This is a genomic window from Bacillus sp. CCB-MMP212 (genome assembly GCF_022748145.1).
In the GTDB taxonomy this organism is placed as follows: Bacteria; Bacillota; Bacilli; order Bacillales; family Bacillaceae_G; genus Bacillus_A; species Bacillus_A cereus.
This window is the reverse complement of sequence record NZ_JALDQE010000010.1, coordinates 148282-166191: the sequence shown is the minus strand read 5'-3', so window position 1 is coordinate 166191 and position 17910 is coordinate 148282. Positions and strand designations below refer to the sequence as shown.

The following is a 17910-nucleotide window of genomic DNA, read 5'->3' as shown; positions in this document are numbered from 1 at the left end:
ACTCGTTAAAGTAAGGTGATTTTTTATTAAATAAACAATCCAGCGATTGTCGCAGATAAAATAGAAGCAAGTGTTGATGCAAATAGCATTTTCCAACCAAATTTAGAAACAACGCTTCCTTGTTTTTCAGAAAGGGCACGGATTGTACCAACGATTGCACCAATTTGGCTAATACTTGCGAAGCTAATTAAGAATACTGTAACGATTCCAACTGTACGTGGAGCTAATGTTGTAGCTGTGTCTTTTAAATCAAGGATTGCTACAAACTCATTTAAAACAATCTTCGTACCCATAATACCACCAGCTGGGATAATATCTTGAGTTGGAATACCCATTAAGAATGCGAATGGAGAAAGTACGTAACCGAAGATTTGTTGTAAAGTAACAGCATGTCCCATTGCACCTGAAGCAGCACTAATTACGTAGTTTACAACTTCCATCACACCGATAAAGGCGATCATTAATGCGGCAACGATACCAGCGACTTTTAAACCATCAAGCGCACCGTTAATCATTGCGCCGATAAAGCTGTCTCCGAATAGAGTTCTATCAAATTTCTGAATCACTTCATCTTCTTTTTTCGTATCAACTGGTGTTAATAACGAACAAACGATTAAGCTTGAGAATAAATTTAGCGGAAGAGCTGCTAGTACGTATTTTGCATCTAACATCATTACGTATGATGCTGTAACAGAAGCAGAAACGGAGCTCATCGCAGAACAACAAATGATAAACATACGATTTTTATTGAAATGCTGTAAATCGTTTTTAATAACGATTAACGCTTCACTTGAACCGAAGAATACAGAGTTTACTGCGTGGAATGATTCAACGCGTGGTAAACCAGTAATTTTTGAAATAGCACCGCCGACAACGCGAACGATGAATGGTAAAACACCTAAATAACTAAAGATTGAAAGTAGTGCTGAGAAAAATACGATAATTAATAATACGTTTAAGAAAAAGACAAAATCTCTGTGAATTCCATTAAAGAGAAAATCGACACCTGTCGTACCAAGTTTAATTAGTTTGTTGAAAACTTTACTAATGAAAATAATGATTTGTTGACCAACCTTTGTAGCAAACATAAACCAACCGATTAAAATTTGGAAACCAATCATAATTGCAATTGCACGGAAGTTGATTTTACTTTTGTTGTTTGACAAAGCAAAACATAAACCTAACACGGCAAGAATACCGATAATGCTCATTACATATTGCATGTAGTTGCCCCTTTCAGAAGTTCGTATAAAGTTTGTACATAAAACGCTCGTTATATTACTAAAAATAAAAGAACGAGGTTTTATGTCATACGTAAGATGTCTGACCTTTTAGAAAAATAAAAATAAAAAAAGACCCATATGGATTCACTTTCATCTATGAGAGAAAGCTAATCAATATGAGTCCTTTTTTGCGCATAGGCTAATATTCATTAGTTTTCCCCATAGTCCAGCAATTTAAGGTTGCCGGGTAGAAACTCTCGATCCATATTATCAAGTATATATGAGGTAACATCGTCCGTATTAAATTAGTAGTAGCGTAACATTAACAGAGAAGTATCGTCAATAGCTTTTTTTCTTCCAATAGAAAAAGACCATATAAGTATGATAAAATGTAACGCAGTGTTATGAAAAAGAGAGGTCGGAAAATGAGTACTAAAATGACGCCACCAGTTGAGAAAAACGAGTTTATAGATGTAGTATTTGAAGATTTAACACATGATGGTGCCGGTGTTGCGAAAGTAAAGGGCTATCCTATTTTCGTTAAAAACGGATTACCAGGTGAAGAAGCGCAAATTAAAATTATTAAAGTGAAGAAAAACTTTGCATTTGGTCGTTTAATGAAGCTTCATACAGAAAGTCCATATCGTAAAGATGCTGAATGCCCAGTATATAATCAGTGCGGCGGTTGTCAGCTTCAGCACTTAACTTATGAAGGACAATTACAAGCGAAAGAAAAACAAGTACGTGACGTTATGCAGCGTATCGGAGGACTAGGTGATGTTCCTGTTCATCCTGTACTTGGCATGAAGAATCCGTGGGTATACCGTAATAAAGCACAAGTACCAATCGGAGAACGTGAAGGCGGACTTGTAGCTGGTTTTTATCGCCAAGGAACGCATGACATCATTAATATGGAATCATGCTTAATTCAGGCAGAAGAAAACGATACATTAATCCAAGAAGTAAAACGTATTTGTGAAAAGCACGGTATCACTGCGTACAACGAAGAGCGTAACAAAGGAACACTTCGTCACGTAATGGCTCGTTACGGACAAGTAACAGGGGAAATTATGCTTGTCTTCATTACGCGTACAGCAGAATTGCCGAACAAAAAAGCAATCATTGAAGAAATTGCAGCGAAATTCCCAGAAGTAAAATCGATTGTTCAAAACGTAAATACGAAGCGTACGAATGTGATTTTCGGAGACAAAACGACAGTACTGTACGGATCAGAATATATTTATGACTTTATCGGTGACATTAAATTTGCGATTTCAGCACGTTCATTCTATCAAGTAAATCCAGAACAAACGAAAGTGCTATACGATAAAACGTTAGAATACGCAAAATTAAATGGTAACGAAACAGTAATCGATGCCTATTGCGGAATCGGATCAATCTCGTTATTCCTAGCGCAAAAAGCGAAAAAAGTGTACGGCGTTGAAATCGTCCCAGAAGCAATCGAAGACGCAAATCGTAACGCAGCACTAAACAACATGAAAAACGCTGAATTTGGCGTAGGAGAAGCTGAAGTAGTTATTCCAAAATGGTACAAAGAAGGCGTAATCGCCGACACAATGGTCGTAGACCCACCGCGTAAAGGCTGTGACGAAGCATTACTAAATACAATCATCGACATGAAGCCAAACCGCGTCGTATACGTATCGTGTAACCCAGCAACATTAGCACGTGATTTAAAAGTACTAGAAGAAGGCGGATATAAAACACAGGAAGTACAACCTGTTGATATGTTCCCGCATACGACGCATGTGGAGTGTGTGGCTTGGCTTAAGTTAGTATAATAGGAAAGCAGTTGATATAGAAAAAATCTATACCACCTGCTTTTTGGTTTACAAAAATACCATTCATAAGCGATTTTAGTTAAAATAAATATTGCTGATTTTCACAAATTATAAATTGAGATTTTGAAATTGTATTCATAGTGAGAGGATTTGAATTTGAAATGATAGATAATTTTTGGCGTGAATTACCACGACCATTTTTCGTACTTGCACCAATGGAAGATGTGACAGACGTTGTTTTCCGTCACGTAGTAAGTGAAGCAGGTCGTCCGGACGTATTCTTCACAGAGTTTACAAACTCGGATAGCTATTGCCATCCAGAAGGTATGAAAAGTGTACGTGGCCGTTTGATTTTTACAGAAGATGAACAACCGATGGTAGCACATATTTGGGGAGATAATCCTGAATACTTCCGTCAAATGAGTATCGGTATGGCAGAACTAGGATTTAAAGGCATCGATATTAATATGGGTTGCCCAGTACCGAATGTAGCATCAAGAGGAAAAGGCAGTGGCCTTATTCTACGTCCAGACGTTGCAGCAGAACTTATCCAAGCAGCAAAAGCGGGTGGACTACCTGTCAGCGTAAAAACAAGACTTGGCTTTAAAGAGTTAAGCGAGTGGGAAGATTGGTTAACGCACATTTTCAAACAAGATATTGCAAACCTTTCTATTCATTTACGCACAAGAGAAGAAATGAGCCAAGTAGATGCGCATTGGGAACTAATTCCGGAAATTAAAAAATTACGTGACCGTATCGCACCAAATACGTTAATAACAATCAATGGAGACATCCTTGATCGTAAAATGGGGCTGGAACTTGCTGAAAAATACGGCATTGATGGCGTAATGATCGGACGAGGCATCTTCAAAAATCCATTTGCTTTTGAAAAAGAGCCAAGAGAGCATAGCAGTAAAGAACATCTAGATCTTTTAAGACTACAGCTGGATTTACAAGATCAATATGCAGAAGTACTGCCACGCTCAATCACAGGGCTTCACCGCTTCTTCAAAATTTATGTAAAAGGCTTCCCTGGAGCTGCTGAATTGAGAAATCAATTGATGAGCACGAAGTCAACGGATGAGGTGCGTGCTTTGTTGGATAAGTTTGAGGATAGTGTTGGTGTGGCTCAGGATAGTGAGACGGTTTAACTTTTAAGCAGTTAAATCATTTCATATGTAGTGTATGACATGAGTGAGTTGAAAATAAGCGTAGAGCTGGAAAAGAACAGTGTATTTGAGAAATCAAAGCACTGTTCTTTTCTTTTAGTTAATGTTAAGAGAGAAATCTTTTTAAAGGCATATAAAAAACACGTAAGAGCTCTGTAGATACAATGATAGAGAAAAGTTCGGGTAAGACTATAAAACATATCTTTAAAATGTTAAAGTATTAATTTAGCGGATAATAACTAAAAGGTTAGATTAAACATGATAATTTAAAGCACGTTATAGGATAAACTTTAACTGCTGAATAAATAATCAACATTTCAGGAGGGAAACCCAATGGCAATGAGCAACAACGATATATTAAAAAGAGTAAGATACGCTTTAGATATAAAAGATATAGATATGGTAGAAATCTTTAAACTAGGCGGGATGGAAGTAACGAAAGAAGACGTAGTTGATATGCTTACAAAAATAAAGAGGGCTCCTCAGCATGAAGCTGAAAATGATGAGGTAGCTGAAGATGAGTACGTAAAAACATGCGATATGATGATGTTAGAGGCATTTTTAAATGGATTTATTACTTTAAAAAGAGGAAAGCAAGATCCGAAACCAGGGCAGCCTGCACCTGTACAGAGCAAGGAGAGTGCCAATAACCTTCTTCTAAAGAAAATGAAAATCGCACTATCTTTAACGAGTGAGGACGTACTTGATATATTAGATAGCGTGGGCGTTACGGTAACAAAAGGAGAGTTAGGCGCTCTATTAAGAAAAAAAGGTCATAAAAATTACAAAGAGTGCGGCGATAGATACGCAAGGAATTTCATTAAGGGATTAGGTGTAAAGTATAGAGGATAATGAGTTCGTTAAAGCAGTAAATGATATAATAGGTAGAGTAGGACGTTCGTATCCTACTCTTTTTTATTTGTAAAAATACTATGCTAGGTGATGAAATGGTACATACATATTTAGGCGAGACAATTAATTTTCATATAACTTATAAGAAGAAAAAGTCCGTGCGTCTTTTTGTGGATTCGTATGGAAATGTGGAAGTGCAGGCTCCGAAAGGGACACCTGTTGAATACTTAGTCCAGTTGCTAGAGGAAAAGTGGGATTGGATTCAGACAACCCGTAAGGAAATGGCTGAGCGAGCGCGTGGACCACAGGAAAAGGATTACGATCAAGGAGAAGGCTTTTTGTATTTAGGGAGTACGTATCCGATACAGATTTCCCAAGATGTAAGCATTGAGCAAGACAATGCGATTTTTGAAGGGGATAAGTTACATATTTATGTGAAAGAGCTTAAGGATGAGAAAATACAACAAGCTTTAAAACGATTTTATTATAAGCAGTGTAAAACTTTAGTAGAGAAGAGCATTAAAGTGCATCAAAGTAACTTTAAGACAAAGCCACGTTCTATTCGTATTACAGATAGTAGTCGTACTTGGGGTACTTGCGATTCGAATTTACAACTAACATTCAATTGGAAGCTAGCAATGGCACCACAGCGAGTAATTGACTATGTAGTCGTTCATGAAATGTGTCATATGGTTCATTTAAATCATGATCGCTCTTTTTGGCGTCTTGTCGGGAAGATAATGCCTGATTATAAAGAAATGGAGAATTGGTTAGCCTTATCTAGTTGGAAGATGACGGTTTAGGAAGGGATATCGATTTTTGTCTGTAAATCGATATTTCTTGTCGAATCGTTGATATATTGTGAGTTTTGATAGATATATTTTAAAAATCGTTGATATATTGTAAGTTATGATAGATATATTCGAAAAATCGTTGATATAATTTCATTTACTACAGGATTGTTCAACAAATCGAAAAAAGGAGATGTCACAGCAGACATCTCCTTTTTTCGAGTATATAGATTATCGTACAAACTTCACAACAAAATCTCCATCCACTTTCTCCATCTCATACCCACGATACCCCTCCGAAAGCAAAGCCTGCTGTCCACTAGCATCACTCATTAGAATACTTTGAACATCCGTCCAATCGCTTTCTTTATCTCCGCGCAATTTCTTCACAAAAACATATCGCAGACTACCACCATACTTCTCCTTTAGCGCAGCAATCTCCATCCCTTGCGCAAATTTATCCTTCAAACTCGGGATGTTAAAAGGAGCAACGGTGCAGCATACATAATCATATTTGCTATCTTCTTTTTGTAATTCGTCCATGATGACGTTTGCTAATATTTTTTGCATCCCATTTCCTCGACAGTTCGGATGAACGTTTGAGATTTCTTGATAGATGACGCGGTGTAGTTCATTTTCTGGCAAACCAATATCAAGCCCTAAATGTTCATCATCGATAGGCGGGACGAGTAGAGCGCGAAATGCGATGAGTTCGTTTTCGATAAAAGCACCGATCATCATGCCGTTTCCTTCTAGAATGTATTGAAATTCTGCTTGTGAGAGTGGTTGTAAACGACTTTTATCTTCTAGTGCTTCAACTACAATGTTTTGTAGTGATAAAATTTGTTCGATGTGCTCTAGTGATAGTAATGTAACGTGAAATGATTCGTTATTTTGTTTTAATGTTCCTTCGTATAGAACCGTCATATGATAGTCCTCCTTTAGCGTACAACGTCTTGAAAGACGGTTAGTTCTTGTAATGTATCTTCGTTTATTTCAATGCCGAGTCCTGGCTTTTCGTTTAAGCGAATGAATGGTACATCGTAATGTAAGTTTCCGATGTCTTTCGTGAATTTTAATGGTCCTGTTAGCTCTACGCTCGTAATGATTTTTTTTGAGAAAGCGACATGGAATCCTGCTGAAGAGGCAACAGATGATTCGACCATTGATCCTACTTGGCATTCAATGCCTGCCATTTCTGCTTGATGAGCGAGCTTTACAGCTGGATATATGCCGCCGCATTTCATTAGTTTTATATTCACTTTATCAGCAGCTTCTAATTTAATAATTTGGCGCATTTCACGAGAACTTTTTAATCCTTCATCAATCATAAGCGGGAGGTCTGTTTTAGAACGAATATGAGCCATGGCATCAATATCGTCCGCGATAACAGGTTGTTCAATCCAGTCAATGTTTAAATGTCCTAATGAACGCAGTGCTGTTAATGTGTTTGCGCTATTTTTCCAGCCTTGGTTTACATCAACGCGAATAGCGATGTCATTTCCTACACGTTCACGTACAGCTTCAATACGTTTTACATCTTCTTTTACATTTGTACCAACTTTCATTTTGAAAGATCGGTAACCTTTTTGAATCATAGAAGCAGCTTCTTCAGCCATGTTTTCTGAATCGGCAATACTTAAAACGTGGGTTACAGGGAATTCTTCATGGTAGCGCCCGCCAATTAATTGATATACAGGTTGATTTAGTTTTTTGCCCATTATATCAAAACAAGCAATATCAATTGCGGCTTTCGCTGTTGGAACACCGTAAATTGTATTGTCCATCATGTCGTGTATTTTTTCGATATTCATTGGATTTTCCCCAATTAGAGCAGGGGCTAGCGTATGTTTTAAAGTATGGAAAGTACTTTCCCATGATTCACCTGTGACGTGATCATCAGCAACGCCTTCACCGTAGCCGATAATACCTTCATCTGTTTCCATTTTGACGATAATAGAGGGCATATCAGAATAAGAGCCATAACTAATAACAAACGGATTGCGAAGCGGTAAACGAATTGCGTAAAGATGAATAGCTGTAATTTTCATTGAATAGAAACCCCTTCCTGTTTACAATAGTTTTATACATTTGATATAGTTGACGTTAAATAGTCGTTAATTAATGATAAGGAGTTAGAGAAAATGATGATAAAAATTGCAGTTGTCGGTTCAAAGGAATTTATGGACAACCTTTTTCCTATTGCTCAAAAATTAGAGGGAATAGAAATTGATCCATATATTTACCTTCATCCGGCGGAATCTTCTGAACTATTAAAGTGTTTAAAGCCTTGTGATGTCATCTTTTTCTCAGGTGCTTTACCTTATTATATGGCAAAAGAAATAAGAGAACAATTACGAATTCCAAGTACATACTTACAGCAAGACGAGACAACTGTCGCATCTTCAATTCTTTCTATCATGTATCATCAAAGTATTCAACCACATAACATTTCCATCGATTTAGTAGACCGCTCGTTTATTACAAATGTGTTCCATGATATTGGTATAAAAGAAAGTCCGCAAGTGTTGGATTATGAAAATATGCTGTGGAGTAAAGATGAGATAAATAGAGTTATCGATTTTCATGTAGCTAAATATCAATCTGGAGAAGCTCATTTAGCTTTAACTAGTATTCACGCTGTTTACGAAGAGCTTCAAAAAATAGGTGTTCCTTCAGAGCGCATGATTGATCCAACACAATCCATTATACATGGGCTAAAAGATGCAAAAATAAAAGCTGAGTTAGCAAAAAGCTATTCAGCTACTGTTGGTGCTTGTATAATTTCTTCCTTAGAATTACGAGCGAGTTTGCTTGAAAAACTAGATGTCATTTCAAAAGAACTACGTGGTTCATTTAAACAAGTGGATGAAATGACATGCATTTTGTATACAACTCGTGGTGATATCGAATCAATTATTAAAACAAATGCGATAGATAACTTGTTTGCGAGCGTAGAAGGAACGATAGCTATTGGATTTGGTTATGGGAAAACCGTGAAAGAAGCGGAGCAAAATGCAAAAATTGCTCAAAGTTTTGCAAAGAACAATCCAATAGATCGTTGTTTTTATATACTAACAAGTGATAAAGATTTGTTTGGTCCGTTCCCGAAAGAACAGAGAGTACAAAGTTTGAAAAATGATAATCCGGAACTAATGAAAATAGCGAAGGAAACAAAGCTTAGTCCGGCCAACTTGTCAAAAATCATTCAATTTAGTCAATCGCACCCGTCATTGAAGTTTACAGCAGCTGACCTTTCTGAGTACTTACAAGTGACTCGAAGATCGACAGAAAGGTTGTTAAAGAAATTAGTTGATTACGGGTATGCTCATATTTGCGGCGAGGAAATGCCCTATCAACAAGGGCGACCTCGCGCACTATATGAACTGAATTTACCGCTATTTTTAAGCTTCTAGTTGAGCTTTTTGTTTCTTTAGTAGTTCTGCTTTTTCAATGTCTGATAGTTTTACAATTGTGAAGCCTGTTATACCATAAATGATTGAGATAATAGGTACGATGAAATTCAAAATAGCATAAGGAGCATATTCAAATGCACCTACGCCAAGTGTTGCGAGAATAAATACACCGCACGTATTCCAAGGAACGAAGACAGAAGTTAATGTTCCACCATCTTCTAATGCTCTGGATAAGTTTTTTGAATGTAGTCCTTTTTCCGTGTATGCATTTGCGTACATTCTTGAAGGGACAACAATTGAAATATATTGTTCAGAGCAAGTAAGGTTTGTTGCAAAACAAGATGCGATAGTAGAAGCGATAAGCCCTTTTGCTGATTTCGCTAACTTTAAAATTTGATTTACAATTGAGCGAAGAATACCTGTATGTTCTAATACTCCTCCGAAAGTCATAGCGACAATTGTCATAGAGACTGTATTCATCATCGAATCTAAGCCACCGCGGTTAAATAGTTCGTCTACTAGCTTGTTTCCAGTGTCTATAACAAATCCAGCTTGGAGTGCACCGACAGATGCTGAGACAGAACCACCTTGAATAAAGACTTGTGATAAGAATCCTAAAATAATACCGACGAGAATCGCTGGTATAGCAGGGACTTTTTTAGCGACCAATACCATAACGACTACGGGTATAATGAGTAGGAAAGGCGAGATAACAAAATTTTGTTGCAATACTTGTAACGTTTGATCGATGCTCTTCGCATCAATATTGTTAGCGCCGAAGCTTCTTCCTAAGACTGCGTAGACGATAAGAGTAATAATTAAACCTGGAACTGTAGTAAATAACATATGACGAATGTGTGCGAATAAATCTGTATTTGTTAATCCTGCGGCTAAGTTAGTTGTATCTGAAAGCGGTGACATTTTATCGCCAAAATAAGATCCTGAAATAATGGCACCAGCAACCATTGGAGCTGGGATTCCCATACTTAGGCCAATTCCCATTCCAGCAACACCAATTGTTCCCATTGTAGACCAAGAGCTACCAATTGCTAATGCAACGATAGAACAAATGACGGTAATGGAAACTAAAAATAGTGATGGAGTTAAAAGTTTTAAACCGTAATAAATCATTGTTGCGACGATTCCACCGCCAATCCAAGCACCAATTGTTAAACCGACAAGAATAATAATGACGATAGCGGGTAATGCAAGACGAATCCCTTTATACATTGCTTCTTCAAGATCATTCCATTTGTAACCGTAACGCCAAGCGACAATAGAGGCAACGGTTGTACCGATAATAAGTGGAACGTGAGGGGTTTGTTTTAATACAACAATTGTAACCATCATAACTGCAACGGTAATGATAATAGGGATAATCGCTATTCCAAAAGGTATTTCTTTTTTCATAAAGTTCCTCCTTGTTACGTATGTTTGTTTGTATTTTTAGAATTGTCGTAAAATAGACGTTTATTAGGTTATGATAACTAAAAGTTTATGTAAGCGTCAACATAAAAAACAGAAAATAAGGAATGTTCTAGTTGTTTGTTTAGTTTGTAATATAGGTGAGTAGTAAGCTTTTTAAGTATTTAAAAATAAACAATTGACTTTTTTCTTAAAATTCAATATGTTCATAAAAACATCTGTTTTTCATAAGTATAATTAACCCGAATCGTTTGTAATGTGGGAAGGAGACTGGAACGTTGAAAACATTAGAACTACAAGAGCGCTTAACGGAGATTTTTCAGCATTTACACGAAAACCCTGAAGTAAGTTGGAAAGAATATGAAACGACAGCGTATATTACTGACTTTTTAAAAGAAGAAGGAATTTCATATAGAACATTTGATGATTGTCCAGGTGTAATTGCTGAGATTGGAGGCGGGAATCCAGTTATTGCGATTCGTGCTGATATGGATGCACTTTGGCAAGAAGTAAATGGAGAATTTAAAGCGAACCATTCATGTGGCCATGATGCTCATATGACCATTGTAATGGGACTTATTTTACAATTGAAAAATATGAGATGGAAAAGTGGTACGGTTAGATTTATTTTTCAGCCGGCAGAAGAGAAGGGTAATGGTGCTTTGAAGATGGTGGAGAAAGGTGCTGTAGATGATGCCGATTTCTTATTTGGCGTCCATCTAAGACCAATTGAAGAACTATCTTTGAAACAAGCAGCCCCATCTATTCGCCATGGAGCAGCAGGATTTTTAGAGGGTATGATTCATGGGGAGGATGCACACGGGGCAAGACCACACCAAGGTGTGAATGCAATTGATGTCATTTCCATGATTAATATCGGTTTGAAAAATATTTGGCTGCCACCGCAAAGTTCTTATTCAGTAAAAATGACGAGATGCCAAGCTGGTGGTGATAATTTAAATATTATTCCGGGAAATGGTCATTTCAGTTTAGATGTAAGAGCAGAGAGTAATATACTATTAGAAGAATTAAAGAAAAAGATTGAGCATGTAATAGAATCAGCTGCATCGATGGGGTCGAAAACTTCATACGAATGGATGGATCTTGCACCAGGAGCAGAGGTTTCCGAAGAAGCAGAGCGCTTTATGCGTAAAGGTATTCTCGAAGTGTATGGGGAAGAGAGATGCACAGGGCCTCTCTATACGACAGGAAGCGATGATTTCCATTACTATACAGTGAAAAGACCACATTTAAAAGCTGTCATGCTTGGACTAGGAGCAGACCTACAACCTGGATTACACCATCCGTATATGAAGTTTGATCATAGTTGTATTATGGATGGGGTAGAAATATTGAAACAAACTGTATTGAAAGTGTTAGAAGACAGGGGCTAGAGAGCTCCTGTTTTTTTGTCGTGAATTGTCGGCAAATCGATATATTTTGAGTTATGATAGATATATTGAGAAAATCGTTGATATATTTGAAGTTACGATAGATATATTAAGAAAATCGTTAATATAATTTCACGTACCTATTAATTTGATGAAAAATGAGCCTCCAGTACATGGTGTATAATAATAAGTACCATTTTTTAATAGGAGAAAACGAATGAACGAACAATATTACGATGCAGTTTTACATATAAAAACAGTCGGTGAGCAAAAAGGGTTTAACAAGTCTATGCATTATCATCGCTATGAACCGACACCGTATAGCGGGTTAGATGAGTTATTGAATCAATATGAAATACGAAGTAGCGACCGAATTGTAGACTTTGGGTGCGGAAAAGGGCGATTAAACTTTTATATGCATCATAAATGTGGTGCTTCAGCAGTTGGAATTGAAATGAATGAAGAGTTTTATAAAGAAGCGATGGATAATCGAGATCGTTATGCACGAAAGGCACGAAACAGTAAGGGGAAAATTCAATTCCAATGTTGTTTAGCGCAGGAATATGAGATTGATCCACATGATAATAGATTTTATTTCTTTAATCCGTTTTCTGTACAAGTGTTTATGAATGTAGTAAATAACATTTTACTTTCGGTAGAAGAAACGGGGAGAGAAGTGGATATTATTTTATATTATCCTTCTGAGGACTATATTTTTTTCTTAGAAAATCAGACTGCGTTTGAGCTGAAGAAAGAAGTTAGATTGTCAGGTGCTTATGAGAAGAATGGGAATGAGAGGTTTTTAGTTTATACATTAGGGTAATAAAAAAAACAGGTGCCAAGGCACCTGTTTTTTTTATTAGTTACGGATTAAGTAATCAAATGCACCTAAAGCTGCGTTTGCACCTGAACCCATAGAGATGATGATTTGTTTGTACGGATTATTTGTACAGTCACCTGCAGCAAACACTCCTGGTACGTTTGTAGCGCCGTGCTTGTCTGTTACGATTTCACCGCGAGCGCGTTCAACTGTTTCGCCTAACCAGTCTGTGTTTGGCACAAGACCGATTTGTACGAATACACCTTGTAATTCAACGTGATGAACTTCTTCAGTTTCACGATCGATGTAAGAAATACCGTTTACTTTATCAGTACCAGTGATTTCTTTCGTTTGAACGTTTTTCAGAACAGTTACGTTTGGTAAGCTGTTAAGACGCTCTTGTAATACAGCATCAGCTTTTAATTCTGGCATGAATTCAAGAACAGTTACGTGCTTAACGATACCTGCTAAGTCGATAGCCGCTTCAATACCAGAGTTACCTCCGCCGATAACTGCTACGTCTTTTCCAGTGAATAATGGACCATCACAGTGTGGGCAGTATGCTACACCTTTATTTTTGAACTCAGCTTCACCTGGTACGCCAACATTACGCCAGCGAGCACCTGTAGAAACGATTACGCTCTTACTTTTCAGAATAGCGCCGTTTTCAAGTTCCACTTCAATAAGTTCTTTTTTCTCTAAACGTTTCGCACGTTGTAGATTCATTACATCGATGTCGTATTCTTTTACGTGCTCTTCAAGGCTTGCTACTAGCTTAGGACCTTCAGTCTTTTTTACGCTGATGAAGTTCTCAATGCCCATAGTATCCATTACTTGACCACCGAAGCGCTCAGCAACGATACCAGTGCGGATGCCTTTACGTGCTGCGTAAATTGCTGCACTTGCACCAGCAGGGCCGCCACCAACAACAAGAACATCGTATGGATCTTTATCAGAAAGCTCTGATGCATCTGGACCGTTACCCATTTTAGCTAAAATTTCTTCAAGTGTCATACGACCGCTTCCGAAAGATTCGCCGTTTAGGTAAACAGTTGGTACTGCCATGATGTCTTTGCTTTCTACTTCCTCTTTGAATGCAGCGCCATCAATCATAGTATGTGTAATACTAGAGTTAAGAACGCTCATTACGTTAAGAGCTTGTACAACATCAGGACAGTTATGACAACTTAGGCTGATATAAGATTCAAAATGATATTCGCCTTGAATGTTTTTAATTTGATCGATTAATTTTTGTTCAATTTTTGGAGCGCGTCCACTTACTTGTAGTAAAGCTAGCACTAATGATGTAAATTCGTGTCCTAATGGAATACCAGCGAATACGACACCAGTGTCTTCACCAGGGCGGTTTACGCTAAAGCTTGGTGTTCTCTCTAATTCAACTTTTTCTACTGTAATCTTAGATGACATAGTAGCTAATTCGTCTACTAGAGCTAACATATCTTTAGATACGTTATCGTCTCCTGCGCTTACTTTAAGTAAAATATCGTTCTCCATTAACTGAAGGTATTGGGATAGTTGTGTTTTTATATCTGCATCTAGTATCATTTTGATCGAACTCCTTAGATTTTGCCTACAAGGTCAAGGCTTGGTTTAAGTGTTGCAGAACCCTCTTGCCATTTAGCTGGGCAAACTTCACCTGGGTTGTTACGTACGTATTGAGCAGCTTTAATTTTGTTAACAAGAATGCTTGCGTCACGGCCGATACCGTCAGCATTGATTTCCATAGATTGGATAACGCCGTCTGGATCGATGATGAATGTACCACGAGCAGCAAGACCTTCTTCTTCCATTAAAACGTTGAAGTTTGTAGTGATTGTGCGAGTTGGGTCACCAATCATGATGTACTCGATTTTGCCGATAGTTTCTGAGCTATCATGCCATGCTTTGTGAGTGAAGTGAGTGTCTGTAGATACAGAGTATACTTCAACGCCTAAGTCTTTTAGAGTTGCGTATTGGTTTTGTAAGTCTTCAAGTTCAGTTGGGCAAACGAATGTGAAGTCAGCTGGGTAGAAACAAACTACACTCCATTTTCCTTTTAAACTTTCGTCAGTAACTTGGATAAATTCTCCATTATGGTAAGCATTAGCTTTAAACGGTTTTACTTCTGTGCCGATTAATAACATGTTAAAATTCCTCCTAAATGTTGGTTTTGAGCATCAAAAAATAGTGTGCTCATAAAATATATTTTTTAATTAACTATAATAATTCTAATTCGATATTAATTATCATATAGAAGTGGTTATTTTGTCAAGAGAATAAACCAACTTTATACCAATTTAATTAATATTTATTCTCAATTAAGACTAACAGGGAATGGAAAGGTAATTTTAAGTCTATAAATTTTAGATGAGTAGTTGAAAGTTTAGTGTGTATGTTAGAGATAGTGTGTAAGTTTAATTTCTTGGGAAGGAAATATTTCTTAGAAGTTGTAGTTTTGAAAAGGAACTGCTTACTTCTATTTTACAAAGAATTTTGTGATAAATAAAATAAAATGAATCGGAAAATTTTTGAACAATTTTTGTCATCCCAAATATATAATTAGGAAGTATATTACGATGATAGTTAGAAACATTGACTCAAAGTGCTAACAAGATATAATAAAACCTAGATATACCTTTCAAAAAGAAGAATATATATTTATAGGATGAAAAAATTCAACCTATTATTTTTTATAGCTTTTAGAAAACGCTTACAATTAGTATGGAGGGGAAACCATGTCTAAGTTCACGAAGTATTTTTTAATGGAAGCTAAAGATGTGATTGCATATGTGAAAGAGAAATTATCTAAGTTTGAAAATGCAAAGGGGTTACAGTGTAAAGAAATAGGTGATGGCAATTTAAATTATGTGTTCCGCGTTTGGGATGAAAAAGAGAACATGTCTGTCATCGTAAAGCAAGCTGGGGATACAGCTCGCATTTCAGATGAGTTTAAGTTGTCGACGAATCGTATTCGTATAGAATCAGATCTTTTGCAGTTAGAGGATGAGTTAGCACCTGGACTTGTTCCTAAGGTGTATTTATTTGATAGTGTGATGAATTGTTGCGTAATGGAAGATTTATCGAATCACACAATATTACGTACAGCACTTATAAATCATCAAATATTTCCGAGGCTTGCGGATGATTTAACTACTTTTATGGTAAATACACTTTTGTTAACATCGGATGTTGTAATGAATCATAAAGAGAAGAAGGAATTTGTGAAGAATTATATAAATCCTGAATTATGTGAGATTACAGAGGACCTCGTATATTCAGAACCATTTACCAATCATAATAAGCGTAATGAGTTATTTCCGTTAAATGAGGGATGGATTAGGGAACATATTTATAGTGATAAAGAGCTTCGTATGGAAGTAGCGAAACGTAAATTTTCTTTTATGACGAATGCACAGGCATTACTTCATGGTGATTTACATACTGGTTCTGTTTTTGTAAGAGATGATTCTACAAAGGTTATTGATCCTGAGTTTGCTTTTTATGGACCTATGGGATATGACGTTGGGAATGTAATGGCGAATTTAATGTTTGCTTGGGTGAATGCAGATGCAACGATGTCACCTGGAGCTGAGAAAGATACGTATATGGATTGGTTACAAACTACGATGGTAGAGGTAATTGATTTATTTAAGCAGAAGTTTTTAGGTGCTTGGGATATTCATGTGACCGAGATTATGGCGAAGGAAGAAGGCTTTAGCGAAGTCTATTTGCAATCTGTATTAGAGGATACAGCTGCAGTGACAGGTCTGGAATTAATTCGCCGTATTGTTGGATTAGCGAAAGTAAAAGATATTACTTGTATTGGGAATGAGGAAGCACGTGCTAGAGCGGAGCGAATTTGTCTTCAAGTAGCGAAGAGTTTTATTTTACGAGCGAATCAATATAGAACGGGCACAAGTTTTGTAGAAACGTTAAAAGAACAGTCAATGCACTACGCGAAGTAAGGGGAGAATATGATGGAAGAGCAATTAATACCAATTCAGTGGAAAGATGATGCTTTAGTTTTGTTAGATCAAACGTTATTACCAAATGAAATTGTCTATGAATCTTTTAAAACAGCTGAAAGTGTGTGGGATGCAATACAAGTAATGAAAGTGCGAGGTGCACCCGCGATTGGTGTTTCAGCTGCTTATGGAGTGTATTTAGGGATAAAGGAATTTGCTGAAAGTACGGAAGAAGGATTTATGGATGAAGTAAGAAAGGTATGTACATACTTGGCGACATCAAGACCGACTGCAGTAAATTTATTTTGGGCGCTTGAAAGAATGGAAAGTGTAGCGACAGATAATGCTCACTTATCAATCTCGCAGCTGAAAAATAGATTACTAGAAGAGGCAAAAGAAATTCATAGAGAAGATGAAGAAATTAACCGTCAAATTGGAGAGCATGCATTAACATTATTCCATGATGAAATGGGAGTATTAACGCATTGTAATGCAGGTGCTTTAGCGACGACTAAGTATGGTACTGCGACGGCTCCAATGTATTTAGCGAAAGAAAAAGGATGGAATTTAAAAATTTATTCGGATGAAACGCGTCCTAGATTACAAGGTTCAACGTTAACAGCATTAGAACTGCAGCGAGCGGGTATTGACGTTACTGTTATTACGGATAATATGGCAGCTATGGTCATGTCACAAGGGAAGATTGATGCAGTAATCGTTGGATGCGACCGTGTGGCAGCAAATGGTGATGTAGCAAATAAAATTGGCACATTAGGCGTATCTATTTTAGCTAAGTACTACAATATTCCATTTTATGTAGCAGCGCCAACACCGACAATTGATTTAAAGACATCGACAGGAAAAGAAATTCCGATTGAAGAAAGAGATGCTTCTGAAGTGATTAATCGTTTTGGACAATATTCAGCTCCGAAAGAAAGTAAAGTATATAATCCAGCATTTGATGTTACTCCACATGAAAATGTAACAGCGATTATTACAGAAAAAGGGATTGTAAAGGCACCGTTTACGGAGAATTTAAAAAAGCTATTTCAATAA

General features: G+C 37.0%; 15 protein-coding genes and 1 riboswitch. Of the genes, 9 read left to right on the top strand and 6 right to left on the bottom strand.

Features of this window, described 5'->3' with window-relative positions; translation table 11 throughout:
- Nucleotides 1-26: 26 nt before the first annotated feature.
- Nucleotides 27-1223, bottom strand: a complete 1197-nt coding sequence (locus tag MRP26_RS23935) for a NupC/NupG family nucleoside CNT transporter (RefSeq protein WP_001200494.1) — start codon at nucleotides 1221-1223, stop codon at nucleotides 27-29.
- Between the two features lie 202 nt (nucleotides 1224-1425).
- Nucleotides 1426-1527: riboswitch (purine riboswitch) on the bottom strand.
- A 121-nt stretch (nucleotides 1528-1648) separates the two neighbouring features.
- On the opposite strand from MRP26_RS23935, the gene rlmD reads away from it, so the two are divergent.
- The 4 genes from rlmD (at nucleotide 1649) to MRP26_RS23915 (ending at nucleotide 5849) form a co-directional block, all read left to right on the top strand.
- Entirely contained in the window at nucleotides 1649-3025 is a 1377-nt protein-coding gene (gene rlmD, locus MRP26_RS23930; protein WP_197241152.1) for a 23S rRNA (uracil(1939)-C(5))-methyltransferase RlmD, read from the top strand.
- A gap of 161 nt (nucleotides 3026-3186) precedes the next feature.
- Nucleotides 3187-4176, top strand: coding sequence for a tRNA dihydrouridine synthase (locus MRP26_RS23925; RefSeq protein WP_000566708.1), 990 nt, complete (start codon nucleotides 3187-3189; stop codon nucleotides 4174-4176).
- 351 nt (nucleotides 4177-4527) lie between these two features.
- On the top strand, nucleotides 4528-5046 hold the full coding sequence (locus MRP26_RS23920) for a YehS family protein (RefSeq protein ID WP_001251702.1): 519 nt from the start codon (nucleotides 4528-4530) through the stop codon (nucleotides 5044-5046).
- 95 nt (nucleotides 5047-5141) lie between these two features.
- Entirely contained in the window at nucleotides 5142-5849 is a 708-nt protein-coding gene (locus MRP26_RS23915; protein WP_053565384.1) for a M48 family metallopeptidase, read from the top strand.
- Nucleotides 5850-6068: 219 nt separating this feature from the next.
- On the opposite strand, the gene MRP26_RS23910 is transcribed toward MRP26_RS23915, so the two are convergent.
- A complete protein-coding gene (locus tag MRP26_RS23910) occupies nucleotides 6069-6764 on the bottom strand; it encodes an N-acetyltransferase (protein WP_098678441.1) in 696 nt (231 codons plus the stop codon).
- Nucleotides 6765-6778: 14 nt separating this feature from the next.
- Nucleotides 6779-7888, bottom strand: a complete 1110-nt coding sequence (locus MRP26_RS23905; RefSeq protein WP_197241151.1) for a mandelate racemase/muconate lactonizing enzyme family protein — start codon at nucleotides 7886-7888, stop codon at nucleotides 6779-6781.
- Nucleotides 7889-7981: 93 nt separating this feature from the next.
- Here MRP26_RS23905 and MRP26_RS23900 point away from each other — a divergent pair, with 93 nt between their 5' ends.
- Nucleotides 7982-9253: a transcriptional regulator gene (locus MRP26_RS23900; protein ID WP_197241150.1), complete on the top strand. Its 1272-nt coding sequence runs from the start codon at nucleotides 7982-7984 to the stop codon at nucleotides 9251-9253.
- Here the strand turns inward: MRP26_RS23900 and nhaC are convergent.
- Nucleotides 9242-10663, bottom strand: a complete 1422-nt coding sequence (gene nhaC / locus MRP26_RS23895) for a Na+/H+ antiporter NhaC (RefSeq protein WP_000711525.1) — start codon at nucleotides 10661-10663, stop codon at nucleotides 9242-9244. The two genes, MRP26_RS23900 and nhaC, sit on opposite strands and share 12 nt — an antisense overlap.
- A 293-nt stretch (nucleotides 10664-10956) precedes the next feature.
- On the opposite strand from nhaC, the gene MRP26_RS23890 reads away from it, so the two are divergent.
- Together MRP26_RS23890 and MRP26_RS23885 are read left to right on the top strand one after the other, a co-directional pair.
- Nucleotides 10957-12072, top strand: coding sequence for a M20 peptidase aminoacylase family protein (locus MRP26_RS23890; RefSeq protein WP_000853515.1), 1116 nt, complete (start codon nucleotides 10957-10959; stop codon nucleotides 12070-12072).
- Between the two features lie 214 nt (nucleotides 12073-12286).
- Nucleotides 12287-12892 carry an SAM-dependent methyltransferase gene (locus MRP26_RS23885; protein ID WP_001005627.1) on the top strand — a complete coding sequence of 202 codons (606 nt, stop codon included), beginning with the start codon at nucleotides 12287-12289 and terminating at the stop codon, nucleotides 12890-12892.
- Nucleotides 12893-12928: 36 nt separating this feature from the next.
- Here the strand turns inward: MRP26_RS23885 and ahpF are convergent, their stop codons facing one another.
- Nucleotides 12929-14455 carry an alkyl hydroperoxide reductase subunit F gene (ahpF, locus tag MRP26_RS23880; RefSeq protein ID WP_000599499.1) on the bottom strand — a complete coding sequence of 509 codons (1527 nt, stop codon included), beginning with the start codon at nucleotides 14453-14455 and terminating at the stop codon, nucleotides 12929-12931.
- 14 nt (nucleotides 14456-14469) lie between these two features.
- Entirely contained in the window at nucleotides 14470-15033 is a 564-nt protein-coding gene (gene ahpC / locus MRP26_RS23875) for an alkyl hydroperoxide reductase subunit C (protein WP_000924420.1), read from the bottom strand.
- 591 nt (nucleotides 15034-15624) lie between these two features.
- Between ahpC and mtnK the strand changes: the two genes are divergently transcribed.
- Both mtnK and mtnA read left to right on the top strand, forming a co-directional pair.
- Nucleotides 15625-16854 (top strand): S-methyl-5-thioribose kinase, encoded by a 1230-nt coding sequence (gene mtnK, locus MRP26_RS23870; RefSeq protein WP_053565378.1) that lies wholly within the window; start codon nucleotides 15625-15627, stop codon nucleotides 16852-16854.
- 9 nt (nucleotides 16855-16863) lie between these two features.
- Nucleotides 16864-17910, top strand: coding sequence for an S-methyl-5-thioribose-1-phosphate isomerase (mtnA, locus tag MRP26_RS23865; protein ID WP_061666185.1), 1047 nt, complete (start codon nucleotides 16864-16866; stop codon nucleotides 17908-17910).